Source organism: uncultured Flavobacterium sp. (assembly GCF_963975515.1).
Classification (GTDB): Bacteria; Bacteroidota; Bacteroidia; order Flavobacteriales; family Flavobacteriaceae; genus Flavobacterium.
Genome location: NZ_CAXBGY010000005.1, coordinates 87,317 through 112,451, shown reverse-complemented (window position 1 = coordinate 112,451; position 25,135 = coordinate 87,317). Strand labels below are relative to the sequence as shown.

At 29.6% G+C, this 25,135-nt stretch carries 28 protein-coding genes; 22 read left to right on the top strand and 6 right to left on the bottom strand.

Translation table 11 applies throughout. The features are described 5' to 3' along the window. Positions 1 to 47: 47 nt before the first annotated feature. On the top strand, positions 48 to 725 hold the full coding sequence (locus AAC008_RS07790; RefSeq protein ID WP_339888551.1) for a Crp/Fnr family transcriptional regulator: 678 nt from the start codon (positions 48 to 50) through the stop codon (positions 723 to 725). Between the two features lie 35 nt (positions 726 to 760). On the opposite strand, the gene AAC008_RS07785 is transcribed toward AAC008_RS07790, so the two are convergent. After that, on the bottom strand, positions 761 to 1,066 hold the full coding sequence (locus AAC008_RS07785; protein WP_339888549.1) for a rhodanese-like domain-containing protein: 306 nt from the start codon (positions 1,064 to 1,066) through the stop codon (positions 761 to 763). Positions 1,067 to 1,199: 133 nt separating this feature from the next. On the opposite strand from AAC008_RS07785, the gene AAC008_RS07780 reads away from it, so the two are divergent. From AAC008_RS07780 to AAC008_RS07770, 3 genes are read left to right on the top strand one after another with little or no spacing between them, the layout of a single operon-like run. Continuing rightward, positions 1,200 to 1,655: a MarR family transcriptional regulator gene (locus tag AAC008_RS07780; RefSeq protein WP_339888547.1), complete on the top strand. Its 456-nt coding sequence runs from the start codon at positions 1,200 to 1,202 to the stop codon at positions 1,653 to 1,655. Between the two features lie 19 nt (positions 1,656 to 1,674). After that, on the top strand, positions 1,675 to 2,310 hold the full coding sequence (locus AAC008_RS07775; protein ID WP_339888545.1) for an NAD(P)H-dependent oxidoreductase: 636 nt from the start codon (positions 1,675 to 1,677) through the stop codon (positions 2,308 to 2,310). Positions 2,311 to 2,336: 26 nt separating this feature from the next. Continuing rightward, a complete protein-coding gene (locus AAC008_RS07770; protein WP_339888544.1) occupies positions 2,337 to 2,903 on the top strand; it encodes a YceI family protein in 567 nt (188 codons plus the stop codon). Between the two features lie 71 nt (positions 2,904 to 2,974). Here AAC008_RS07770 and AAC008_RS07765 read toward each other — a convergent pair whose 3' ends face one another. Continuing rightward, positions 2,975 to 4,021: an oxidoreductase gene (locus AAC008_RS07765; RefSeq protein ID WP_339888542.1), complete on the bottom strand. Its 1,047-nt coding sequence runs from the start codon at positions 4,019 to 4,021 to the stop codon at positions 2,975 to 2,977. Positions 4,022 to 4,199: 178 nt separating this feature from the next. Between AAC008_RS07765 and AAC008_RS07760 the strand changes: the two genes are divergently transcribed. From AAC008_RS07760 to AAC008_RS07750, 3 genes are all read left to right on the top strand, one after another. Further along, complete coding sequence (locus AAC008_RS07760) at positions 4,200 to 5,522, top strand: hypothetical protein (RefSeq protein WP_339888540.1); 1,323 nt, start codon at positions 4,200 to 4,202, stop codon at positions 5,520 to 5,522. A gap of 115 nt (positions 5,523 to 5,637) precedes the next feature. Continuing rightward, the gene (locus AAC008_RS07755) at positions 5,638 to 6,852 is read left to right on the top strand and encodes an RsmB/NOP family class I SAM-dependent RNA methyltransferase (protein WP_339888538.1); all 1,215 of its coding nucleotides are present in this window, start codon (positions 5,638 to 5,640) and stop codon (positions 6,850 to 6,852) included. Between the two features lie 10 nt (positions 6,853 to 6,862). Next, entirely contained in the window at positions 6,863 to 7,963 is a 1,101-nt protein-coding gene (locus AAC008_RS07750; RefSeq protein ID WP_339888536.1) for an endonuclease, read from the top strand. On the opposite strand, the gene AAC008_RS07745 is transcribed toward AAC008_RS07750, so the two are convergent. After that, on the bottom strand, positions 7,960 to 8,688 hold the full coding sequence (locus tag AAC008_RS07745) for a biotin--[acetyl-CoA-carboxylase] ligase (protein ID WP_339888534.1): 729 nt from the start codon (positions 8,686 to 8,688) through the stop codon (positions 7,960 to 7,962). The genes AAC008_RS07750 and AAC008_RS07745 overlap by 4 nt on opposite strands. 85 nt (positions 8,689 to 8,773) lie before the next feature. On the opposite strand from AAC008_RS07745, the gene rsfS reads away from it, so the two are divergent. The 8 genes from rsfS to AAC008_RS07705 all read left to right on the top strand — a co-directional run bounded on the left by rsfS (position 8,774) and on the right by AAC008_RS07705 (position 15,438). Further along, the gene (gene rsfS / locus AAC008_RS07740) at positions 8,774 to 9,145 is read left to right on the top strand and encodes a ribosome silencing factor (RefSeq protein WP_339888532.1); all 372 of its coding nucleotides are present in this window, start codon (positions 8,774 to 8,776) and stop codon (positions 9,143 to 9,145) included. 2 nt (positions 9,146 to 9,147) lie between these two features. Then, entirely contained in the window at positions 9,148 to 11,097 is a 1,950-nt protein-coding gene (gene ftsH, locus AAC008_RS07735) for an ATP-dependent zinc metalloprotease FtsH (protein WP_339888530.1), read from the top strand. 97 nt (positions 11,098 to 11,194) lie between these two features. Further along, positions 11,195 to 11,788: a lactate utilization protein B/C gene (locus tag AAC008_RS07730; protein WP_339888528.1), complete on the top strand. Its 594-nt coding sequence runs from the start codon at positions 11,195 to 11,197 to the stop codon at positions 11,786 to 11,788. A gap of 1 nt (position 11,789) precedes the next feature. Further along, positions 11,790 to 12,608, top strand: coding sequence for a phosphatidate cytidylyltransferase (locus tag AAC008_RS07725; protein ID WP_339888526.1), 819 nt, complete (start codon positions 11,790 to 11,792; stop codon positions 12,606 to 12,608). Next, positions 12,598 to 13,248, top strand: a complete 651-nt coding sequence (locus AAC008_RS07720) for a phosphatidylserine decarboxylase family protein (protein WP_339888524.1) — start codon at positions 12,598 to 12,600, stop codon at positions 13,246 to 13,248. Before AAC008_RS07725 ends, AAC008_RS07720 begins: the two co-directional genes overlap by 11 nt. 5 nt (positions 13,249 to 13,253) lie before the next feature. Continuing rightward, positions 13,254 to 13,541 carry an acyl-CoA-binding protein gene (locus AAC008_RS07715; protein WP_339888522.1) on the top strand — a complete coding sequence of 96 codons (288 nt, stop codon included), beginning with the start codon at positions 13,254 to 13,256 and terminating at the stop codon, positions 13,539 to 13,541. Positions 13,542 to 13,567: 26 nt separating this feature from the next. Further along, positions 13,568 to 14,338, top strand: a complete 771-nt coding sequence (locus AAC008_RS07710) for a superoxide dismutase (RefSeq protein WP_339888521.1) — start codon at positions 13,568 to 13,570, stop codon at positions 14,336 to 14,338. A gap of 2 nt (positions 14,339 to 14,340) precedes the next feature. Next, entirely contained in the window at positions 14,341 to 15,438 is a 1,098-nt protein-coding gene (locus AAC008_RS07705; RefSeq protein WP_339888520.1) for a hypothetical protein, read from the top strand. Between the two features lies 1 nt (position 15,439). On the opposite strand, the gene AAC008_RS07700 is transcribed toward AAC008_RS07705, so the two are convergent. Together AAC008_RS07700 and AAC008_RS07695 are read right to left on the bottom strand one after the other, a co-directional pair. Continuing rightward, complete coding sequence (locus tag AAC008_RS07700; protein WP_339888519.1) at positions 15,440 to 16,495, bottom strand: RluA family pseudouridine synthase; 1,056 nt, start codon at positions 16,493 to 16,495, stop codon at positions 15,440 to 15,442. Beyond that, positions 16,495 to 17,142, bottom strand: coding sequence for a PASTA domain-containing protein (locus tag AAC008_RS07695; RefSeq protein WP_339888517.1), 648 nt, complete (start codon positions 17,140 to 17,142; stop codon positions 16,495 to 16,497). Before AAC008_RS07695 ends, AAC008_RS07700 begins: the two co-directional genes overlap by 1 nt. A gap of 172 nt (positions 17,143 to 17,314) precedes the next feature. Here AAC008_RS07695 and AAC008_RS07690 point away from each other — a divergent pair, with 172 nt between their 5' ends. From AAC008_RS07690 to AAC008_RS07660, 7 genes are all read left to right on the top strand, one after another. Next, on the top strand, positions 17,315 to 18,304 hold the full coding sequence (locus AAC008_RS07690; protein ID WP_339888515.1) for a D-alanine--D-alanine ligase: 990 nt from the start codon (positions 17,315 to 17,317) through the stop codon (positions 18,302 to 18,304). 8 nt (positions 18,305 to 18,312) lie between these two features. Next, entirely contained in the window at positions 18,313 to 18,537 is a 225-nt protein-coding gene (locus AAC008_RS07685; protein WP_339888513.1) for a DUF433 domain-containing protein, read from the top strand. Continuing rightward, entirely contained in the window at positions 18,534 to 18,875 is a 342-nt protein-coding gene (locus AAC008_RS07680; RefSeq protein WP_339888511.1) for a DUF5615 family PIN-like protein, read from the top strand. Before AAC008_RS07685 ends, AAC008_RS07680 begins: the two co-directional genes overlap by 4 nt. 11 nt (positions 18,876 to 18,886) lie before the next feature. Then, on the top strand, positions 18,887 to 19,339 hold the full coding sequence (coaD, locus tag AAC008_RS07675; RefSeq protein ID WP_339888509.1) for a pantetheine-phosphate adenylyltransferase: 453 nt from the start codon (positions 18,887 to 18,889) through the stop codon (positions 19,337 to 19,339). A gap of 275 nt (positions 19,340 to 19,614) precedes the next feature. Next, positions 19,615 to 21,150 carry a SulP family inorganic anion transporter gene (locus tag AAC008_RS07670; RefSeq protein WP_339888507.1) on the top strand — a complete coding sequence of 512 codons (1,536 nt, stop codon included), beginning with the start codon at positions 19,615 to 19,617 and terminating at the stop codon, positions 21,148 to 21,150. 266 nt (positions 21,151 to 21,416) lie between these two features. Next, the gene (locus AAC008_RS07665; RefSeq protein WP_339888506.1) at positions 21,417 to 21,974 is read left to right on the top strand and encodes a porin family protein; all 558 of its coding nucleotides are present in this window, start codon (positions 21,417 to 21,419) and stop codon (positions 21,972 to 21,974) included. A gap of 202 nt (positions 21,975 to 22,176) precedes the next feature. After that, the gene (locus tag AAC008_RS07660; RefSeq protein WP_339888504.1) at positions 22,177 to 23,424 is read left to right on the top strand and encodes a hypothetical protein; all 1,248 of its coding nucleotides are present in this window, start codon (positions 22,177 to 22,179) and stop codon (positions 23,422 to 23,424) included. A 196-nt stretch (positions 23,425 to 23,620) separates the two neighbouring features. Here the strand turns inward: AAC008_RS07660 and AAC008_RS07655 are convergent, their stop codons facing one another. Next, entirely contained in the window at positions 23,621 to 24,982 is a 1,362-nt protein-coding gene (locus AAC008_RS07655) for a DEAD/DEAH box helicase (protein WP_339888502.1), read from the bottom strand. Positions 24,983 to 25,135: the final 153 nt, after the last annotated feature.

The window sequence follows — 25,135 nt, the reverse complement described above, 5'->3', positions numbered from 1 at the left end:
TTTGTCATACTTTAAGTATCTTTGTAAAAAGGATAAAAAAATTATCTATGAGTAAATGCGAACAGTGTATTGTTAGGCAATTTAGTTCATTAAATGCTCTTAACAAAGAGGAATTAATAAAGATGGCTAATTGCAAAACATCATACACTATTAAAAAAGGAGAACCTCTTTTTGAAGAAGGAGAAACAGTAAATGGTGTTTTTTGTATTAAAGAAGGAGTCTGTAAAATGACTAAACTCTCTGACAATGGAAAAGATCAAATAGTAAAACTAGCAAAACCTGGAGAACTTTTAGGGCAACGTTCTATGATTAGTGAAGAAGCTGCAAATTTAAGTGCAATAGCTTTAGAAGACATGGAAGTTTGTTTTATTCCAAAGACAGAACTAATGGGCTTTTTTAATGAAAACAATCAGTTTTCTATGAATATGATGAAAGCTATTTGTGGCGATTTAAAAGATTCTGATGATCATATGGTTAATATGGCTCAAAAAACTGTTAAACAACGTTTAGCTGAAACCCTATTATATTTAGAAGAAAACTTTGGAGTTAATGAAGATAATTCTTTACGATTACAATTATCGAGAGAAGAATTAGCTGGATTAATTGGAACAGCCACTGAAAGTTGCATCAGATTACTTTCAGAATTTAATAAAAATGGACTAATTGAATTGGCCGGAAAGAAGATTACATTGTTAGAAAAAAATTTACTTAAAAAAATATCATAAATAAAAAAGAGCTAATTAATATTAGCTCTTTTTTATTATTCTTTAGGCCCATCCCATTCGGACATTCCACCTAATAAATTATAAGTTTTTTCAAAACCTAATTGATTCATTATACCACATGCTTGTCCACTTCTTCCACCAGCTGCACAATATATATAGTAGTTTTTGTTTTTATCTAACTCTTCAACCATGTAAATAAATCCTTGGCCTTTATATATATCTATATTTAAAGCACCCGGAATTTTACCACTGTTAAACTCATCATCTGTTCTAACGTCAAGAATAACACCATTTTCATCAGCTAAAAAGTTATTCCACCAGTCTTTTTTATCTAAATTCATATTCTTATTAATTTTTGTCAAAGTTACACTCAAAAATATAATTTCAAAACTTTAACAAAAAATTAATCAACATTTGTATATACAATTAAAAAAAGACACTACATTTGTCGTGTTAATATTTGTATATACAATTATGAAAATTGAAGATGTTATTAAAAGTAATTTAAATTTAGCCATTGAAAAGAAAACATTATTAAACGTGATGTATTCTCAAAATGTTATATCAGAAAAATTTAATGAATTATTAAAACCTTTTGATTTATCAGCCGAACAATTTAATGTATTAAGAATATTAAGAGGCCAAAATGGAAAAGCTACTAACATGTGTAACATTCAAGAACGAATGATTGCAAAAACAAGTAACACAACTAGATTGGTTGATAAATTATTAGCAAAAGAACTTGTTACTAGAGAAATCTGTCCAAATAACAGAAGAAAAATGGAAATCACCATAACTCAAAAAGGATTAAGATTATTAAAAAAATTAGACCCTTTAGTTATTAATCACGAAAAGTGTTTTGCAAAAAACTTAACAGAATCAGAATTAATTACATTAAACGAATTATTAGAAAAATTTAGAACAGTATAAAATAAATAAAAACAATTAAATGAATACATTTTTAGAAAATCAAAATTGGCGTTATGCAACTAAGAAATTTGATGCTACGAAAAAAATATCAAGTCAAGACTTAGAAACGCTTAAAGAAGCTATTCAACTAAGTGCTTCTTCTTATGGATTACAACCCTATAAAGTACTAATTATTGAAAATCCAGAAATTAGAAAGCAGTTAAAACCTTTTTCGTGGAATCAAGAACAAATTACAGATGCTTCTCACCTATTTGTTTTTGCAAATATAATTGATCTTCAAGCAAATCATATTAGTGACTATTTGATTAACATGGCAAATATTAGAGGCCTAAAAATCGAAGATTTAAAAGGCTATAGCGATATGATGAATACTAATATTGCTACTGGTTTAAACCTTGAACAAAAATCAATTTGGTCAGCAAAACAAACCTATTTAGCACTTGGAAATCTGTTAAATGCTGCAGCTGAATTAAAAATTGACGTTACACCAATGGAAGGTTTTGAGCCAGCAAAATACAATGAAATATTAGGCTTAGATAAATTAGGACTTAATGCTTCTTTAGTTGCAACTATTGGTTATCGTCATGGAGAAGATGCAACACAACATTATCCGAAAGTAAGAAAACCAATTAACGAATTATTCGAAACAATTTAATAAAAACAATAACTAAAAACAAAAAAATGAAAAAATTAAAATCAATTGCATTAGTATTAGTAGCTTTTGTGACCTTTTCAGCAACAGCTCAAAAAACAACAAAAGTAGATGCTTCAAAAAGTACCATTAACTGGGTTGGAAAAAAAGTTACAGGAAAACATGAAGGAACTATAAATTTAAAAGAAGGAGCGTTAGTATTTGAAGCAAAAAAATTAGTAGGTGGAAATTTCACTGTAGACATGACAAGTATTACAGTTACTGATTTACAAGGTGGATCGAAAGGAAAATTAGAAGGACATTTAAAAGCTGATGACTTTTTTGGTTCAGATAAATATGCAACTTCAAAATTAGTTTTCAAAAAAATCGCTACAAAAGAAAATAATACTTATACTATTTATGCTGATTTAACTATCAAAGACAAAACAAATGAAGTAGTTTTTGATATAGTTGTAAAAGACAATACTGCAACTGCTGAAGTAGTTATAGACAGAACTAAATACGGAATCGAATATAATTCAGGAAGTATTTTTGATGGTTTAGGAGATAAAGTTATTTATGATGATTTTACTTTAAATGTAGTTTTAGTATTCTAATAATAATTTAAGATTGGGAAAATTGCTATTGAAAAAGGCTATTCATAATATATGAGTAGCCTTTCCCTTTTTTATTCATTAAAATTAAGCTTGATGATTTTATTTCTTCCAGCTGCATAAGCAGTTTTATGGTCTAAAAAACGAATTGTATAAAGTTCTTTATCTTCATTTAATTGCTTCCAAGAATTTCCAAAGTCGCTTGAATATTGAATTCCGTTTGCACCAACAGAAACTAATGATTTCCCTTTACTATTTGGAACAAACTGCACACAAGAACCATATCCAAAACCTTGACCATTTGCAACTAATTTCCATGTTTTTCCACCATCAAAAGTTATGGCTTTGTTGTTTGAGTTATCATTTGGTTTTTCATAATTTCCACCCGTTATAAATCCGATTTTATCATTATAGAAATCTGCTGAAAATATTCCGGTCATAGCTTCTCCTTGAACGATTGGTGTTTCATAAACTTGCCAATTCTTTCCAAAATCATCACTTACAAAAACTCTTGATTTCTTTCCACCTGAAACCAAAAACACCTTAGAATTAGTTATAATTAAGTTCGAATTACTTGCAGCAAAAGCGGCTTCTCCTTCCTCAACTTTTGGTAACCTTTTACAAGAAGATTTTTCCCAAATATTTCCACCATCATTAGTTATGATTACTGATAAACAATCCTCTGTTGGATCACCCATTGCTATTCCATTAAGTTCATCTTTAAATTGCATGGAATCATAAAATACTTTTTCATTAATTTCTGAATAAACAATTTGTTGCGAATTGTCTTTCTTTGAAATTTTATAAACATTCGCTGGATTTGCAACTGCTAACAAAAATATAAAGTCTTTAGTTTGAGCTATACTTCGTATTTCATTAACAATTGTATCTGATTGAATTTTAAATTTTGAAACTTCATTCGTTTTCAAATTTACTTTTCCATAATTACCTTCATTTCCTGCATACCAAAGATAATTTTCATCCGTTAAAATAGCCCTAATGCTTATTTTATCCTCTAAAATTGATTGTATTTCAACGTTAGAATAGTTAGTGTTTATTTCTTTTTGAGAACTGCATGCATTTATTATTAATAGAATAAAAATGTATTGAAAATATTTCATCTTAATTTGTTTTTTGTAAAGTTAGAAAACAATTCTAAATTCAAACTATAAAAATAAAATTTCACAAAACATTGATTAACAGATTACTAACTGTTTAAATTAAACTTTGGCACGAATATTGAATATTACTAATCGAATGTAAAAATTCAAACAGTTTAGTAACTTAATACTATATATTATGAAAAAATTATTTACCCTCGCCCTTTTATTTAGTTTAACAACTATGTTTGTTAACGCTCAAGATAAAACAACTGTTACAGCCAATTCATCTGAAATTAGTGATAATTTAGATTTAAGAGCTATTGCCACTATATTTGGAGAATCTTCTGACTTAGAAGATTTTGAAAAAAGAATAAACGATCCAAAAGCTCAAATTAGTAATCTAGACTTAAACGACGATAATTATGTTGATTATTTACGTGTTATCGAATCTATTGAAGGAAACGATCACATTATTGTAATTCAATCTGTAATTGACAAAGATTTATATCAAGATGTAGCTTCAATAGAAGTGCAAAGAGATAAAAATAATAAAGTACAAGTACAAGTTGTTGGAGACGTATATATGTATGGTGATAATTACATTTATGAACCAGTTTATGTTCACACACCTGTAATTTACACAACATTTTGGGTAAATAACTATCGTCCATATTATTCTAGTTGGTATTGGAATTATTATCCTTCTTATTATTCATATTGGAGTCCATTCCCAATATTCAGGTATAGAAATCACATAAATGTATATATTGGTGGATATGGTCACTCTTACAACTACGTTAATTATAGAAACTGTAGAGTTTCATATAATGCTTATCACGGAAGAAGAGCACATGGTTATGAAACAAGATATCCAAATCGTTCATTTTCTCATAGAAACGCAACTGTTTCAAACAGACATGAGTTAGATAGAACAAGAGATGTAAGAACCGTAAATACAAGAGAAAGAGGAAATACTCAACCTAGAATTGAATCTTCGCCAAGAGGTACTAGAAATAATGCTTCAACAAGAGATGAAAGTCCTAGAAGTACAAAATCACCAAGAGCAACTACTTCTACTAGAGACGAAAATCCTAGAAACACTTCATCTTCTCCGAGAGTAAACCCATCTACAAGAGATGAGAATCCTAGAACAACTAATTCTTCGCCAAGAAACAACACTTCTACAAGAGATGAAAGTCCAAGAAACACTTCATCTTCGCCAAGAGTAAATAGTTCTACAAGAAACGAAAACCCAAGAACGACGACTTCTTCACCAAGAAGTAACACTTCTACAAGAAATGAGAGTCCAAGAAACACTTCATCTTCTCCGAGAGCAACTAGTTCATCAAGAACTAAATCATCTCCTAGAGTAAATACTTCTTCTCGTTCAAATTCTGGCTCAAGTCCAAGAGTTAGTTCACCGTCAAGAAGTTCATCTTCATCAGTAGGAAGTTCTAGAGGTTCTTCTTCAAAAGGAAGTTCATCAAGAGGTGGTTCATCAAGAGGTGGAAGAGAATAAAATAATCATCAATCATCCAAAAGAAAAGACCGCATTAATTGTGGTCTTTTTTTATGATTAAAAAATTCCATAAACACATTATTAATACTATCTTTGCAAGCTGATTAAAAAAGAAATGAGATTACACAGAAATTTAGTATTTACAGTTATTGATTCATTAATGGCCATCTTTAATGAAGGTGCTTATGCCGATAAAATGGTAGCACAAGCCTTAAAAAAAGATAAACGTTGGGGAAGTCATGACCGAAAATTTGTTGCCGAAACTATCTACGAAATAGTTCGTTGGAAAAGATTATACACCGAAATTGCCGAAGTAAAAGATCCTTTTACAAGGGATGATATTTGGAGAATTTTTGCAGTTTGGGCAGTTTTAAGAGGAATTAAATTACCAGATTGGAAATATTTTGAAGCTACTCCAACCCGAAAAATCAAAGGCCGTTTTGATGAATTAACTAAAATTAGAAAATTCAAAGAAGCTATTCCAGATTGGATAGACGAATTAGGTTTAAAAGAATTAGGACTAGAAGTTTGGGAAAAAGAACTTACGGCTCAAAACGAACAAGCTAAAGTAATTTTAAGAGTTAACACTTTAAAAACTACTAAAGAAAAAGTACGTGCTATTTTAATGGACAACAACATTGAAACAGAATTGATAAAAGATCAACCAGATGCACTTGTATTAAAAGAAAGAGCAAATGTTTTTATGATTCCTGCTTTCAAAGAAGGTTTCTATGAGGTACAAGATGCCTCGTCTCAGTTAGTAGCTTATTATTTAGATGTTAAACCAGGAATGAGAGTTGTTGATACTTGTGCAGGTGCAGGTGGAAAAACACTACACTTGGCCTCTTTAATGGAAAACAAAGGACAATTAATTGCTATGGATATTTATGAAAGTAAATTGAAACAATTAAAAATTCGTGCCAAAAGAAATGGTGTTTTTAATGCTGAATTTAGAGTTATTGATTCTACAAAAGTCATTAAAAAACTTTATGATAAAGCAGACAGAGTATTAATTGATGCACCATGTAGTGGATTAGGAGTTTTAAAAAGAAACCCAGATAGTAAGTGGAAATTACAACCTGAATTTATTGAAAACATCAAAAAAGTTCAAGAAGAAGTTTTACATAATTATTCAAGAATAGTAAAACCAGGCGGAAAAATGGTATATGCTACCTGTTCGATTTTACCTTCAGAAAATCAAGAACAGGTTCAAAAGTTCTTAAAAACAGAAGAAGGACAAAAATTCAAATTAGTGAAAGATCAAAGCGTATTAGCGCATCAATCAGGGTTTGATGGGTTTTATATGGCATTAATGGAAAAAAAAATATAATTATATTGATATGAAAAAGAATTACATTTTATTATTTTTATTGAGCGTAACCACTGGTTTTGCTCAAATTCCGACAGGTTATTACAATTCTGCAACAGGAACAGGCTATACACTTAAGACTAATTTAAGAAACATAATTGCCAATAACACGAATTCCAACAGTTCAGCCGACTATGGTGATTTATGGACGCTGTATACTAATACCGCTTTTAGAGATAATTATTACGAAAACAACAGCTCTTTACTGGATATTTATTCTGAAAAGCCTTCTGGTCCAGACTCTTATGAATACACAAGTACAAACCAGCAATGTGGAAATTATTCTGGCGAAGGTTCTTGTTACAACAGAGAGCATTTAATGCCACAATCTGTTTTTAACAGCAATTATCCAATGTATTCTGATGCACATTTTGTTGTTCCTAGTGATGGTTCTGTTAATGGAGCAAGAGGTAATTTTCCTTTTGGAGTTGTAAGTTCTGTAGCATATACTTCTACAAATGGCTCTAAAAGAGGAAGCAACTTAAATTCTGGATATTCAGCTGGATATTCAGGCACCGTTTTTGAACCTATAAATGAATTTAAAGGAGATGTTGCTAGAGCAATGTTATATTTTGCAACTCGCTATCAAAATGAAGTTACGAGTTGGAGTTATGATATGTTCAACAACACCAACAATCAAGTTTACACAAATGCCTTTCTAAACATTTTAATTACTTGGCATAATCAAGACCCAGTAAGTGCATATGAAATTGCTAAAAATAATGCTGTTTATTCTTTTCAAAACAATAGAAATCCATACATAGATCATCCTGAATATGTGTGCCAAATTTGGCCAACACAATGTGCAGCACTTTCTACCCAAGATTTTGTTAGTTTAGAAGGTATATCAGTTTATCCAAATCCATCAAATGATCATAGAATTAATATTCAATCTGAAGTAGCTTTAGACGAAATTCAATTAATTAACCTTAACGGACAATTGATTCAAGTAATTCAAAAACCAATATTTAACAACAATACATATACTTTAGATAATTTACCACAAGGATTTTATTTGTTGAGGTTAAGTTCAGAAAATCAATCTGTTACCAAAAAAATTATCGTTAACTAATACAACATTTTGATTTCTTTTATGCCATAATTTTTTATGGAATCATCCTCAAGCAAAACTTGAAGTTGACCAATAGAAGAAACACCTTTAATAATTCCCATAAATTTTTGTTGATTCGCATCTTCAAAAGTTGTGGGAATTTCTTTTTTAAATAAGTTATCTAAATAATTTTTCCACAACAAATCACTTTTAATTCGAACTAAAGAAATAGTTTGCTTTAAGTTTTCTAATAAAACATTTAATACGTTATCTAAATTAAAATCTAAGTTCTCTAGCAGTTTTAAAGAAGTAACATTACTAATAGAATTAAAGTTAATTTGATTCACATTTATACCAATTCCTATTACAGAATAAATTTCACCATTTTGTTGAATTGCATTTTCAATTAAAATTCCAGCAATTTTCTTATTATCTGCCATAATGTCGTTTGGCCATTTAACAGCACATTTTTTACTTGTCAGTTGATTTAAGGTTTCAAAAACACTTAAAGCAACAGCAATATTTAATGTAAATAACTCAGTCGGACTCATTATTAAATCCCTCACTAAAACACTAAACGTTAAGTTCTTACCCGATTCACTTAACCATTCAGCATCACGTTGACCTCTACCCTTTTCTTGGTTGTTTGCTACCACAATTGTAAAGTTATCAACAAACTGTTTTCGCATTAAATCCTTTAAATAGTCATTAGTTGAGTTTGTGGCATTTAGTTTGATGATATTCATATGCAAAAATAATTTTTGTAAACTTTTGTTAACGTTCAAATGTAAAGACAAATTTTGTTAAATTTGCATAAAGTAAAAAAATTAGATGACTAAAAAGAAAGTGAATAATGATGATTTGATAGCAAATATCATTAAAGGTATAGAAGATGTAAAAGGAAACGATATTAATATTCTTGATTTAAGAGGAATTGACAACACCGTAAGCGATTATTATATTATTTGTAACGGAAATTCTAACACACAAGTTAACGCAATTGTTAACTCAATCCAAAAAGTAGTTTCAAAAGAATTAAAAGATAAACCTTGGCATGTAGAAGGTTCTGATAATGCCGAATGGGTTCTTATGGATTATGTTAATGTAGTAGTTCATGTCTTCCAAAAGCACATTAGAGAATATTATAACATCGAGGGTTTATGGGGTGATGCCAAAATAATTTCATTAGAAAATAAAAATTAAATATGTCAAAAGATAATAATAAAAAACCAAGCTTTAAATTTAGCCCTTGGTATATATTCCTTTCAGTACTTGCCTTATTTTTCATTATTCAATTGGCTTCATCTGGTGTTGATTTAAGCAACCCTAAACCATCTACAATTTCAAAATTCAATCAACTTTTAGATTCATCTCAAGTTGAAAAAGTTGTTGTATTTAATGGAAAAACAGCTGAGATTTACTTAAAAAAAGATGTTTTAAGCGATAAGAAATACGATGGCGTAAACAAAGATGTTTTAGGAAAAGTTAACGAAAAAGGACCACATTACTTATTAGAAAATATTGGTAATGAAGAATTATTTCAAAAGAAACTTGTAGAAGCCTCTGATAAAGGTTTAATAACTAATTATGATTTTAAATCAACTGGTGATTGGACTGAGATTTTCTTTTCATTTTTACCAATACTTATTATAGTAGGTGTTTGGATTTACATGATGAGAAGAATGTCTGGTGGAGGCGCTGGTGGAGGTGGAAGTCAAATTTTTAGTATTGGAAAATCTAAAGCTAAATTATTTGATGAAAAAACAGATGTAAAAACGACATTTGCTAATGTAGCCGGTTTAGAAGGAGCAAAAGAAGAAGTACAAGAAATTGTTGAATTCTTAAGAACTCCAGAAAAATACACAGCACTAGGTGGAAAAATTCCAAAAGGAGCCTTATTAGTTGGTCCTCCTGGAACAGGTAAAACATTATTAGCAAAAGCGGTTGCAGGTGAAGCTAAAGTTCCTTTCTTCTCTTTATCAGGATCTGATTTTGTTGAAATGTTTGTTGGTGTTGGTGCTTCACGTGTTCGCGATTTATTCAAACAAGCTAAAGAAAAAGCCCCTTCAATTATCTTCATTGATGAAATTGATGCTGTCGGTAGAGCGAGAGGAAAAAGCAACATGTCAGGTGGAAATGATGAAAGAGAAAATACGTTGAATCAACTTTTGACCGAAATGGATGGTTTTGGTTCTAATTCAAATGTAATTGTATTAGCAGCAACTAACAGAGCTGATGTTTTAGACAAAGCCTTATTAAGAGCAGGACGTTTTGACAGACAAATTTATGTTGACTTACCAGATATTAGAGAACGTAGAGAGATTTTCGAAGTACATTTAAAGCCTCTTAAAAAAGTTGAAGGTTTAGATACAGAATTTTTAGCAAAACAAACTCCAGGTTTCTCTGGTGCTGATATTGCTAATGTTTGTAATGAAGCTGCTTTAATTGCAGCAAGAAACAACAAAACAGCTGTTGACAAACAAGATTTCTTGGATGCAGTGGATAGAATCATTGGTGGTTTAGAAAAGAAAAACAAAATCATCACTAAAGATGAAAAAAGAGCTATTGCAGTTCACGAAGCTGGTCACGCTACTGTAAGTTGGATGCTAGAACACGCAGCACCTTTAATAAAAGTAACTATTGTTCCTCGTGGACAAAGTCTTGGAGCTGCTTGGTATTTGCCAGAAGAAAGACAAATTGTTCGTACAGAACAAATGTTAGATGAGATGTGTGCCACTATGGGTGGTCGAGCTGCAGAAAAAGTTGTTTTCAATAAAATTTCTACAGGTGCATTGAGTGATTTAGAAAAAGTAACAAAACAAGCCAGAGCAATGGTTACTATCTATGGATTAAATGAAAAATTAGGAAACATAACCTATTATGATTCATCAGGGCAAAATGATTATAATTTTTCTAAACCCTATTCTGAAGAAACAGCAAGAGTTATTGATGACGAAATTTCAATTTTAATTGAGGGTCAGTACGAAAGAGCTTTAAAACTACTTGAAGAAAATATAGATAAGTTAAATCAATTAGCTGATATCCTAATTGAAAAAGAAGTAATCTTTAAAGATGATTTAGAAGCCATTTTTGGTAAAAGAAACTTTAAACCTTTAGAGGAAATTACAAACCCAACAAACGAAGATATAGCCTAAGGTTATTAACAATTGTTTATTAATAAAAAATCTTAATTCATATTTAATATGAGTTAAGATTTTTTATCTTTGGTTAAATTCAAAATTCCAGCCATACATGAACATATTCAAAAAAATATTTGGCAACACATCTGAAGACGATAAAGATTCACAAGGAAGCCCTTATGAACCAGAAATAAATACTCCTATTGACGAAAAGTTTACTTTTAATTTTAAAAATAATGGCGGCAAGTTTTTATACTGCGAAAACCTTAATGAATTAAGAGAACAATTTGAAAATATATTAGAAGAAAACGATTGGTTTGAAAGCCAAGTTTTATGTCATGACGATAAATTATTTTCCCTTTTAGACGAGAATAAGCTAGTATATAAGGACATCGAAACACCTAAATTCTTTTTTACAATTTGTGAAGATTTAATTTCTGATGATGGTTCTATTTTATTTTCTTCAAAACAATTTAAACAATATAAAGCAAACGAATTGCCTTGTGATATGGTAGTTTTTGCCACTACAAGTCAAATCGTTGGTAATAAAAGTGATGGTTTAAGAAATATCAAAAAGAGATACGACAAAGATTACCCATCTAATATAACAACTATAAAATATTTTGAAAAAGCAAAAGAAGAAGACTTTCTTCATTACGGAAGTAGTCACAAAAACTTATATTTATTGCTATTAGAAGATTTATAAAATGAATGAAACTCTAACCAGATTATTATCGGGTATAGTTTATATAGTTTTATTACTGTCTGCTATTTCCTATTCGACCACTAGTTTTTTTATACTATTTGGTGTTTTTATGGTTATTGCAATTAACGAATTTTGTAATCTTGTTCAAATTTCTAAAATAGCTCCCTTTCTTTTTGGTATACTAATTTACTATTTCTTTACTTTTGGAGATATTAACACTATTAGCATAGTAAATTCATTTTTAGCAATCACTTTAGTTGTTTCAATAAAAGCAATGGCATTTTTATTTTCAAAGGAAAGTATTCCATGTCCAACAATAGATAAATACCTTTATACACTTGGTTATATCATTTTATCATTTGTATTTATTACTAAGATACCTTTTGGAATAAATGGTTATAATCCCAAAATTATTATAGGAATTTTTATTCTTATTTGGACAAATGATACTTTTGCCTACATTGTTGGCAAATCAATTGGAAAAAACAAACTTTTTGAACGAATTTCGCCAAAAAAAACCATTGAAGGGTTCCTTGGTGGATTAGTATTTAGTATCTTAGCAAGCATTTTAATATCAAAATACTTTATAGGCTCATCTAGCAATAGCACCATGTATATTTGGATAGGGATAGCCTTTATTGCAAGTATTTTTGGGACTATTGGAGATTTAGTTGAGTCCAAATTTAAAAGAATTGCACAAGTAAAAGATAGCGGAAATATTATGCCTGGTCATGGTGGCGTGCTAGATAGGCTAGATAGTATTATATTTGTAGCACCATTTGTTTATTTATTTTATCAAATTTTATATTATGTTTCATAAAGAAGGAAGAAAAATCATTTTAATTACAGTTATCATTACTGTAGCGCTTTTATTATTATCAGATACAGTTGTAACTAATTTTTGGATACAAAAAATCATCCAAGTTTTAGCATTTGCAATTCTAATTCTTGTATTACAATTTTTTAGAAACCCTAAAAGAGATGTTGACAATAGTGATAACCATATAATTGCTCCAGTAGACGGAAAAGTTGTAGTTATTGAAGAAGTTTTTGAACCAGAATATTTTAACGAAAAACGTTTAATGGTTTCTATTTTCATGTCACCAATTAATGTTCACGTAACACGTTATGCTTTAAACGGAATTGTAAAATACAGCAAATATCACCCTGGAAAATACCTAGTAGCTTGGCACCCAAAAGCAAGTGAAGAAAACGAAAGAACAACAGTAGTTATAGAAAACCGTGTTTATGGTGAAGTAATGTACAGACAAATTGCTGGTGCATTAGCACGAAGAATCGTAAACTATGCTGAAGTAGGAATGCGAGCTGTTCAAGGAAAAGATGCAGGTTTTATCAAGTTTGGTTCAAGAGTAGATATATATTTCCCAATTGGAACACCTATTGATGTAAAATTAGGTCAAAAAGCAATTGGCGGAGTTACTGTATTAACAAAAAAATAATAAAATTGAATAGCGAAGAACTAAATATATTATTTGATGATGCATTTGAAAATGCTAATAAAATCGAAAAAGAGTCGGTTCCACCAAATATGCAACTAGTTCTTTATGGTTTGTATAAACATGCTACTTCAACTCGACCTTCATTAAATATTGAAGCCTCACAAGATGCTAATGACTTAAAAAATGCTTTTAAAATGAATGCATGGATGCAGGTCAATCATTTATCTATTGATGAGGCAAAAAAACAATATATTGATTTAATAAACTCTTTATTAAAGGAAAGAAAAATCTAATTTTCAACAAACCTATTCTCTCAAAAATGAAAAAAATAGTACTATCTAGTTTGTTTTTTATTTCATTCTTATTTTCTTGTAAAAAAGAAAAAGTACTTCAAGAAGTTCAATTACCAGATCCAAATGTGGTTGAAGAAATTATATATGCCAATCCTGCTGATGTAAAAACAAAAGAAAAACCTTTTGAAATGAAAGGATTAGCTTATCAATATAATGATTTAGAACCTTATATTGATGCTAGAACAATGGAAATTCACTATTCAAAACATCATTTAGGATATGCCAATAAATTAAATACAGCCATCAAGGACACTGAATTTAAAACAAATACAATTGAGGAAATTCTAAATAAATTAGACCTAAACAATTCATTTCTTCGCAATAATGCTGGTGGTTATTACAATCACAATTTATTCTTTGAAATTTTAAGTCCAAAAAAAGGAACTAAACCAAGCACTACTTTTGGCGAAGCTATAAATAGAGATTTCGGTTCGTTCAATCTTATGACTTCTAAACTTGTAGAAGCTTCAACTGGTCTTTTTGGTTCGGGTTGGGTTTGGTTAATTGTTGATAAAGATGGTAAATTAAAGATTACAAATACTATTAATCAAGATAATCCACTAATGCTAAATGCTGTAGAAAAAGGGACTCCAATTTTAGCTATCGATGTATGGGAACATGCTTATTATTTAAAATATCAAAATAATAGAACAGAATATCTTGAAGGCCTTTTTAACATTATAAACTGGGAAATTGTTTCAAAAAAATACGACAATTCTATAGCTCCAAAACTATAATTATGAAGAAAATTATCTTTTTACTTTGCTTTACTACTTTATTATTTTTTTGTAAAAAAGATGAAAAAACAGTAAGTGAAGAAGTTGATTCAGAAAAAACCAACTCACAATGGGTTGATTTTGAATTAAATGGAAATGTAAAATCTACTTTAGAATACACTACAGAAGAGAAAAGAGATAATGAAAACACAAGTTCAGTTCGTAAATTTGAAAATCAATTTAGTCCTGATATTGCTTTAAAATTTGACGAAAAAGGAAAATTAGTAAATAAGATCTCTTATAGTGAAGACGGAAATGTTTCTGAAGACATTATCTATGATGGAAAAGACAAGATTATTTCAATTAAGAACTTTACTAATGCTAAAGATTTCGTAGAAACAAAATACACTTGGGATAATAACAAAAACACTATTATTACAAGACGTTTCAATGGACTACAAATGTTAGACAAAGAAGTTTTTCTATTTGAAAATGGCAAGAAAATTGAAAAATACAAATATGATAGTCATGAAAACCAAGCAGATAGAACTAGCTATTCTTATGACAATGACAATAGAGTTACAGAAGAAATTTATTTTCAAGGCAAACCTATAATGCAATCAAGACTTTCTATTGAATATGATAATAATGGTAATAAATCTATAGAGATAATATACAATAAAGACTTTAAAGTCATTACCAAAACAACCTATGAATATGATGGTTCTAATCAGCTGATCTATACTAAAACTTACACTGACAATGGAAGTTTAGATGCTGAACAATTCAGAACTTATGATGACAAAAATCGTTTAATTTCTAAAGGAAGCTTTGAAGTATTTGATAATTCAAACAACAAAGAAGATTTTGAATATGACGAAAATGACAATACAACCTCTTGGAAAATTTACAAAAACCAAAAATTACTTTCTAAAACTACTTACACGTTCGATTTAAAAAACAATCTAACCTCTGAAACTACTACTTCTCCTGATGGAAAAGAATTACACAAAAAAATTGTCGAATATACTTATGACAAAAATGGAAATTGGGTCACAAGAAAATCAACAATTGATCAGTTAGTTTTATATACTTCTAGAAAAGTTGAATACTATAAATAGTTTAGTCTTCTAAATCATCGTAATTTTTAGCTGTAGAATAGGTTCTCCATTTTTCAATACATTCTTGAATATCTTGTGGAATTTCTGTATCAAAACGCATAAATTCTTTAGTACTTGGATGTTCAAAACCTAATGTTTTAGCATGAAGCGCTTGTCTTGGTAGCACTTTAAAACAATTATCTACAAATTGCTTGTATTTGGTAAAAGTTGTACCTTTTAGAATTAAATTTCCACCATAACGTTCATCATTAAATAAAGTATGACCAATGTGTTTCATATGAACTCTAATTTGGTGTGTTCTACCTGTTTCTAATTTACAAGAAACTAAAGTAACATAACCTAAACGTTCTAAAACTTTATAATGTGTTACAGCAGGTTTTCCTTTATCGCCATCCACATCATAAACAGACATTTGCATTCTATTTGTAACGTGTCTATCAATATTACCTTCAATTGTTCCTTCATCTTCTTCTACATTACCCCAAACGATACCAATATATTCTCTTTCGGAAGTTTTGTCGGCAAACTGTTTTGCTAAATAAGTCATAGCAAATTCAGTTTTCGCAACTACTAATAAACCAGAAGTGTCTTTATCAATTCTATGCACTAAACCAGGACGTTCAGAGCTGTTCATCGGTAAGTTATCAAAATGATAAGCCAAAGCGTTTACAAGCGTTCCTGTATAGTTTCCGTAACCAGGATGAACTACTAAACCTGCAGGCTTGTTTACAACCAATAATTGATCATCTTCATAAACAATATCCAAAGGAATATTTTCTGGAACGATAAGGTTTTCAAAAGGTGGATGCGCTAATAAAACACGAACAACATCAAAAGCTTTAACTTTATAATTTGATTTTACTGGAATATCATTTACAAAGATATTTCCGTTTGTAGCTGCTTGTTGGATTTTATTACGAGTAGCATTTTCAATATAATTCATTAAAAATTTATCAACTCTTAATGGTGCTTGACCTTTAGTCGCTTCAAATTTAAAATGTTCAAATAAATTATCGTCTTCTAATTCGGCTTCTATGTTTTTTCCTTCTTCTATCATTAGTATTCTCCTTCTGTTTTTGGAACATCAGCATCAATTTCAGGTTTGTTAATTTGCAATGAATCTAACATTCCATCTAAATCTGATTCTTCAAAAGTTCTTTTTCCATCACCTAAATCTAGGTCAATTACAGAATTTTTAAGAACTTTATCTCCTTTTTTTAATGTTTTTCCGTTATGTCTTACTACTAAAACTAAGTCTTTTGCTAAATTTGGCTTATAGGTAATTTCACCTTCTTGTAAACCTAATGCTCTAAATGTAGCTTGTATTTGTCTATATGTTTTTTCTTCTAAATCCGGCAAAGTGATCATTGCATAACCACCAGAATTTATTTTTACATATATTTTTCGACCATCTTTTACTTTTTCACCTGCTTCAGGATCTTGTTCTACAATAGAAAATGGTGGAAAATCCTTATTATAATCAACTGTATCAAGAACTAGAGCTTCAATACCAAGGTCAGCTAACTTTTCTTCAGCAATTTCAATTTTCATTTTCTTTAAATCTGGCACATCAATTTCTTCACCATGTCTGGTTCTAAAATCCAAAAAATTTACCAATAAAAAGCCAAATACGCCTACAATTATCATTGCAATTAATAACTGTCTAACAAAAGCCCAACTCTTTAAAAATTCAAAAATTCTCATAAATTTTAATTTTAGCAAAGATATAAATTTATAGTTTGATTTCCCTATCAAATAATAACCACAAAAGTACCATTTTATTATTTATTCATTTATTTTTAATAAAACCACAATTACTAACCTTCAAATAAATAAAATATGATATTTTTGTAAGGAAGTATATATTCAATTTAATATGAACATAGCAGTTGTAATGGGTGGATATTCTGATGAGTCAGTAATCTCTCTTCGAAGTGGACAGTTAATTCTAAATAATTTAGATAAAGAAAAATATAACATTTATGAAATTCATATTTTGTTAGAAGGTTGGTATGCAATTGTTGAAGGAGAAAAACTACCTATTAACAAAGCAGATTTTTCATTTTCAGATGGTTTTTCTACTACTCATTTTGATGTGATTTTAAATACCGTACACGGAACTCCTGGTGAAGACGGACATTTACAAGCTTATTGGGAACTATTAGAAATTCCATACGCTGGTTGTAATTATTATCAATCTAGTTTAACGTTTAACAAGCGTGATACGCTTTCAGTACTATCTAAATTTAATATTCCTAGAGCAAAATCTATTTATGTTTCAGAAGGAAATATTGATTTTACTTATGAAGATGTTGTTGAAGATTTAGCTTTACCTTTCTTTGTAAAACCGAATCAATCTGGAAGTAGTTTAGGAATTTCAAAAGTAAATTCGAAAGAAGAATATGAAAAAGCCTTAGTTTTTGCTTTTGCAGAAGACAAAGATATTTTAATTGAAAGTTTTTTAGATGGAACGGAAATTTCGGTTGGCGTTTTAAATTACAAAGGAAAAACTACGGTTTTAGGTTTAACTGAAATCGTTTCTCACAATGACTTTTTTGATTATGAAGCCAAATATTTAGGTAAATCCGAAGAAATAACTCCAGCTAGAATTAGTCCAGAAATGACTGAAAAAGTTACAAAAACAGCGATAAAAGTCTATGAATCGTTAAGAATGAAAGGTTTTTCAAGAGCAGAATACATTATTATGAATGATGAACCACATTTTATAGAAATAAACACAAATCCAGGATTAAGTCCACAAAGTATATTTCCACAACAAGCTACTTATGCTAATATTCCAATGAGTGATTTGCTAGATAGTGAAATTGAATTAGCTTTACAGAACAAACCAATTTGGAAAAAATAAAATAAATTATGATAAATTATCAAAAATATATTGAAATAAATGCAGAATTAAGATTTGGAAAACCAATTATTATTGGAACGAGAATTTCTGTTTATGACATTTTAAATTGGTTAGCTAACGGAATGACATTTGAAGAAATTATTAATGATTTTCCTGAACTTACTGATGAGCATATCAAAGCGGCTTTAGCTTATGCAGCTGATAAGGAACATAAAACAAGAGTTGCCTCGTGAAATTGTTATTTGACCAAAATATTTCATTTAGAATTGTTAAAAAGATTGAAACATTTTTTCCAAATTCAAATCAAGTTAGACAAATTGGAATTGAAAACTATTCGGATAATGAAATATGGAAGTATGCAAAAGACACTGATTTTTCTGTAGTAACTTTCGATGCTGACTTTTTTGAAATTTCAAATTTAAAAGGTCATCCTCCAAAAATAATTTGGTTAAGAACAGGTAATTTAACAACAAATAATATAATTGAAATATTAATAAGCAAAAAAGAAATTTTAACTGACTTTCTTCAAAATCCTTTATATGAAGAGATTAGTTGCTTAGAAATAAAATAAAATTAGCAAAAATGAAAAAAGCAATTTTCCCAGGATCATTTGACCCCATTACAAACGGACATTTTGACATCATCAAAAGAGGAATTTCCCTATTCGATGAAGTTATTGTAGCCATTGGTGTAAATGCTGAAAAAAAATACATGTTCTCGCTTGAAGACAGAAAACGCTTCATAGAAGAATCTTTCAAAGACGAACCAAAAGTAAAAGTGATTACTTACACAGGGTTAACAATTGATTTATGTAAAAAAGAAAAAGCCCAATTCATTTTAAGAGGATTACGTAATCCAGCAGATTTTGAATTCGAAAAAGCGATTGCTCACACAAACAGAGCGATGTCAAAAATAGAAACTGTTTTCTTATTAACAGCAGCAAGCACTTCTTATATTTCATCAAGCATAGTAAGAGATGTTCTTAGAAATGGTGGTGATGTTACTAAATTAGTTCCAGAAGCTGTTTTAAAATAGATTATTAGATTTTCAGATATTAGATTTTCAGATATATCTCCGTTAATCTTTGTCATTCTGTCCTTTATTCAGAATCCCTCTTATTCTCTTTGCAAACTTTGCGAAATAACTTTGCCACTTTGCGTTAAAATAAATCTGTGAAATTCCGTTAAATCTGCGTTCCATTCTTCAGATTTCTCTAATTTCTAAAATCTGTGTTCCAAAATCTGAAAATCTGAATATCCAATACAAAACCTTACCTTTGCAGCTAATTTTTTTTCAAAGCCAAAATTATAATGCAAAAAGTACTAAATCTTTTCGATTTCAAACAAAAAGTAGATTATAAAATCGAAATTCTAGCAGGTTTAACCGTAGCCATGACTATGATTCCAGAATCATTGTCGTTTGCTATATTAGCTGGTTTTCCCCCATTAGTTGGATTATACGGAGCTTTTATCATGGGAATAATAACTGCAATTTTAGGAGGTCGTCCTGGATTAGTTTCTGGCGGTGCTGGTGCAACTGTTATCGTTTTAATTGCCTTAATGAATTCTCACGGTTTAGAATATGTCTTTGGAGCTGTTGCTTTAGCAGGAATTATTCAAATAATTGTAGGATTACTAAAATTAGGTAAATTTATTCGATTAGTGCCACAACCTGTAATGTTTGGTTTTGTAAACGGATTAGCCGTAATTATTTTTATGTCGCAATTAGAGCAATTTAAAACTATAATAAACGGTCAAAAAGAATGGTTAATGGGTTCTCCGTTATTCGTTATGGCTGGATTAGTTGCATTAACAATTGCCATTATCCTTATATTTCCTAAAATTACAAAAGCTGTTCCGGCTTCGTTAGTGGCAATTATCGTGGTTTTTGCAATAGTTTTAATTTTCAACATTGATACCAAACAAGTAGTAGATATTGCTTCTATTAGTGGAAGCTTCCCTCCTTTTCATATTCCTGAAATTCCTTTTACGTTTGAAGCTTTTAAAGTCATTTTGCCCTATGGTTTAATTATGGCAGCTGTTGGTTTGACGGAAGGTTTATTAACGTTGAATTTAGTAGACGAAATCACAGGAACAAAAGGAAACAGTAACCGCGAATGTTTAGCACAAGGAACAGCCAATATTGCCAACGGATTTTTCTTTGGAATGGGTGGTTGCCCAATGATTGCTCAAACTTTAGTGAACTTATCGTCTGGTTCAAGAGCTAGATTATCCGGGATTGTAGCAGCTTTAACCATTTTAGCCATCATTTTATTTGGAGCACCCGTAATTGAATTATTACCAATGGCTGCTTTAACTGGAGTTATGATTATGGTTGCCATTGGAACTTTTGAATGGGCAAGTTTTAGAGCGTTTACCAAAATGCCAAAATCAGATATTTTTGTAATGTTGGTTGTGACTTTAGTTACGATTTTAATGCACAATTTAGCTTTAGCCGTTTTAATTGGAGTTATTATTTCAGCTTTAGTTTTTGCTTGGGAAAATGCCAAAAGAATTCGTGCTAGAAAATATACTGATGATAATGGAGTGAAACATTATGAAATTTTTGGCCCTTTATTCTTTGGTTCAACAACAGCATTTGCAGAAAAATTTGATGTACAAAACGATCCAAATGAAGTTATTATTGACTTTGCTGAAAGCCGAATTGCTGATATGAGTGCTATCGATGCTGTAAATAAAATTACAGAACGTTATGCTGCCGTAAACAAAGTGGTTCATTTAAAACACTTAAGTAGTGATTGTGTGGACTTACTTAAAAACGCTGAAGCCATTATTGATGTTAACATTATGGAAGATCCAACGTATCAAGTTGTAACTGGAAAATAAGTCAAAGTATCTTCTATTAATTCATAAACAATTGATTACACTATTGTCACACTGAGCTTGTCGAAGTGCTTATATAAAAAAAAGCTAAAAATCTACCTTTGATTTTTAGCTTTTTTTGTGCCACTCAAAATAATTTCTAAATTAAAACTTAAGGCTTTGTTAAGCAATTCCTCTTTCTGTGTTAAAAAAGTTAAAAGCAAATTAAATTAAATTTTTGAAACCTAAAATCATGCTACTTTTATTCAAAATAAAAACAAATCTATATTATGAAAAAATTACTTTTAGTAACTGCTTTAGCGATTTTTGGATTTTCGAATGTTAAGGCTCAAGACATTAAATTTGGGGTAAAAGGTGGACTTAACTTTGCGAACCTTAGCGGAGACAGTACTGGTGACTTAGAACCAGTGACAGCTTTTAATTTTGGTGTTATGAGCGAAATTGCTATTACAGACAAATTCTCGTTTCAACCAGAGCTTATGTATTCAGGTCAAGGTTTTAGTTTTAAAAATGACGACAATCCCGTTGCCTTAAGTTACATTAATCTACCTTTAATTGGAAAGTATTATGTTACTAAAGGTTTAAGCCTTGAAGCTGGTCCACAAATTGGCTATTTAGTTGGTGCAGACTATGATGGTGTAGATCTTAAAGACAACTACAAAAAACTAGATTTTGGTGCAAATGTAGGTTTAGGCTATAAACTAGACAACGGAATTAATTTTGGAGTGCGCTACAATTTAGGTTTATCTAACATTAATGATGTACAAGGTGACTCAGACAAAGTTAAAAACAATGTATTACAAGTTTCTTTAGGGTACTTCTTTTAATAATAAGAAACACCATTTTTAAAAAACAGAAAGCTAAAAGTTAGAACTAATTTTTAGCTTTTTTTTGCTTTATGCGAAAAACCGTATTAATTATAAATTTTGTTTTTATATATTTACGATTGATTACAAACGATACTAAACAATTGTAAGTGTTTTTTAGTGGAATATATACATAAGTTGGCAGAAATTATAGAAAAAACGTATGAAATTGAACTTTTTAGACAGCGGTCTTGATTCATTAAAAAAAGGATTTCAACATTTAATTGAATATGAAAAAACAACATTTTATCTAAAAGAAGATAACAATGATGTAGTAAGATTTTATCATTTAAAAGATGCAATTTTATTTATTCAACATGGCATTGAAATTTTAGTAAAAAGTATTATTCAAAATCACAGTGAATATCTTATATTTTCACAAATTGATAGTAATGTCAAAGCAGCTATTCGACAAAAGAATGAGCAAAAATTAAATAGCGTCTTTGAATCAGATTTAAAACATAAAATACATACTGTTACATTTTTAGAATCAATTGAAAGATTAAAAATTATTCCTAATGTTAAAATTTCCAAAGAATTAGAAAAACGACTTAAAGAATTAGAGTCATATAGAAACATAATTATGCATTCAGAACCACATTTAAACGAATATGACATTAATGAAACTTTTGATGGCCTTTCAGATGAACTAGATTTATTTTTTTCACAAAGTATTGGAAAAAAATATAAAATGATAAGTGGTTATGATAGTTTAACTCAAAGTATGGAAAGTTTCAAAGAGATATATAAAGAAAAAGGATTTGAACATAAAATAAAAACAGTAGAAATAATATTATCTGCTTTAAAAAAAGCTAAAATAAGTTTAGGAAGTAATGAGGTTAAAAGGATAACTAATGTTAATAACTGCTTTGAATTTCTAAAAGAAATTATTAACTCTGAATTAAATTTTGGAACTGATTTATATAATGGATATTGTTCTGGTGCAGTGAAAGAAATTATTAGAAAAGAGGATAATATATTTGCGTTATATACTGCTGATAATAATAATTATTATGAATTCAAACTTAAAAGTATAATTATTTATATTCCTGCTATTGGCGATGATAAATCTCCAATCGTATTTATTGAATCAGATGATATTGATTATATTCCAGATAATTTTGAAAATAGTGAACTAGATTTATTTGATAATATTAAAACATTAAGATATTTGAAGTTAATTGATGAGAATAAATTTATTTATAATAAAGAAGAAGTTTACTCATTTCAAGAAAACAATAAAAGTAAAAAATATGAAGACTATACTAGGTTTTTTACCAAAGGACTATTTTGTTTTTTAAATGTTCAAGGTCTAAAATACAATCGTGGTTATAAGTCACTTATTTGGAAAGAAAAATCAATGAATGGAAAAGAATTAGAAGTAGGTTTGAGAGATATTCTTACAAAATAACTACTGCTAACAACGTTTTTGTTCAATGGCTTGGGCTTGGTTTTTCCTTCGGAAAAACCTCTATGAGTCGTAATTTTGTTTTATATTTGTTTTGGTCAGTGCTTAATCACAAGCCACTGAAACAAAGCCGCAAAACGTTAAAAAAAACCTTCTCAAAAAGGAGGTTTTCTCATATAAAATATAATCTGAATTTCTCTTAATAAGACCTATCCTCTTCCTCTTCTTTCTTCACAACTTTTCTGGCCACTTCAATTTTAAATTTCTTTCCTTTCATTTTTTGATCTTGGATGTTCTTTAAAAATTCAGTTACTTTTCCGTATTTTACGGCTGCGAACGAAATAAAATCTTTTACTTCAATTAAACCCAAATCTCCTTTTTCCAATTTTCCTTTTTGCGAAAAGAACCCAACAATGTCAAATTTATTCAACTTATTTTTCTTTCCACCACTAATATAAATAGTCTGAAATTGTGGTGGTCTTGGTAATTTTGTCGTTTCGGTAACTACTAATTTTTCTAAATTATAATCAAAGTATTCCAATTTTTTTTCACTTTCGTGAATCAAAGCATAAGCCGTTCCAGAAGCTAACATACGAGCCGTACGACCATTTCTGTGGGTAAATTCATCTTCTTTTAAAGGCAAATGATAATGAATAACATGCTTCATTTCTGGAATATCTAAACCACGAGCCGCTAAATCGGTCGTAATCAAATAGCTCATACTTCCATTTCTAAACTGAATCAAAGCACGTTCACGCTCATCTTGATCCATTCCTCCATGATAAAATGTAGCGTAAATTCCCTTTTCGTTTAGCATATCACTAATGCGTTCCACAGCATCACGATGGTTGCAAAACACAATCGCACTTTCTCCTTTTAAAGAGCAAATCAACTGAAAAAGCGTATTTATCTTATCTTTTTCTTTAGAAATAACCAATTTTACATCTAAATTTGAGTTTTCCTCTTCTTCCACAATAAAGTCTAAAACCGTTGGATTTACAACTCGTGTGTATTTCGGAATTTCAATTCCTGCTGTAGCGGAAACTAAAATACGCTTATTTAATTTTGGTAAACGACTAATGATATAAGACATTTCTTCATGAAAACCCAGTTGTAAGGATTTGTCAAATTCGTCTAAAACTAAAGTCGTGATATTTTCCACATCAAACGATTTTCTGTCTAAATGATCTCCAATTCTTCCTGGAGTTCCAATTAAAATCGCTGGTGGATTGCTTAAATTCTTAATTTCTGTATCTAATGAATGACCACCATAACAAATATTTACTTTGTAATTCGTTCCCATTTTCTTCCAAACTTGCTCAATTTGAAGTCCCAATTCACGCGAAGGAACTAAAATTAAACACTGAACAGTATTGATATTTTCTTCCAAAAGTTGGTAAATTGGCATCAAAAAAGCCAAGGTTTTCCCTGAACCTGTTGGAGAAAGTAATAAAACATTATTATCTTGAAGAATAGTAGTTTGTGCTACTTCTTGCATTTCATTTAGGCTTTCGATTCCTAAATTGACAAGTAAATTTGTCGAATGGTGATTTGTATTCATTTGGCAAAGATAAGCTTTGAATTATAAATTATGAATTATGAATTGTGAATTATGAAGTTTTAAATGATTTACAACAACAAAATGAAACAAAATGAAACAACTGAAACTAATTAAAACTAAAAAAACACTATTTTTGAACTACTAAACCAAAAA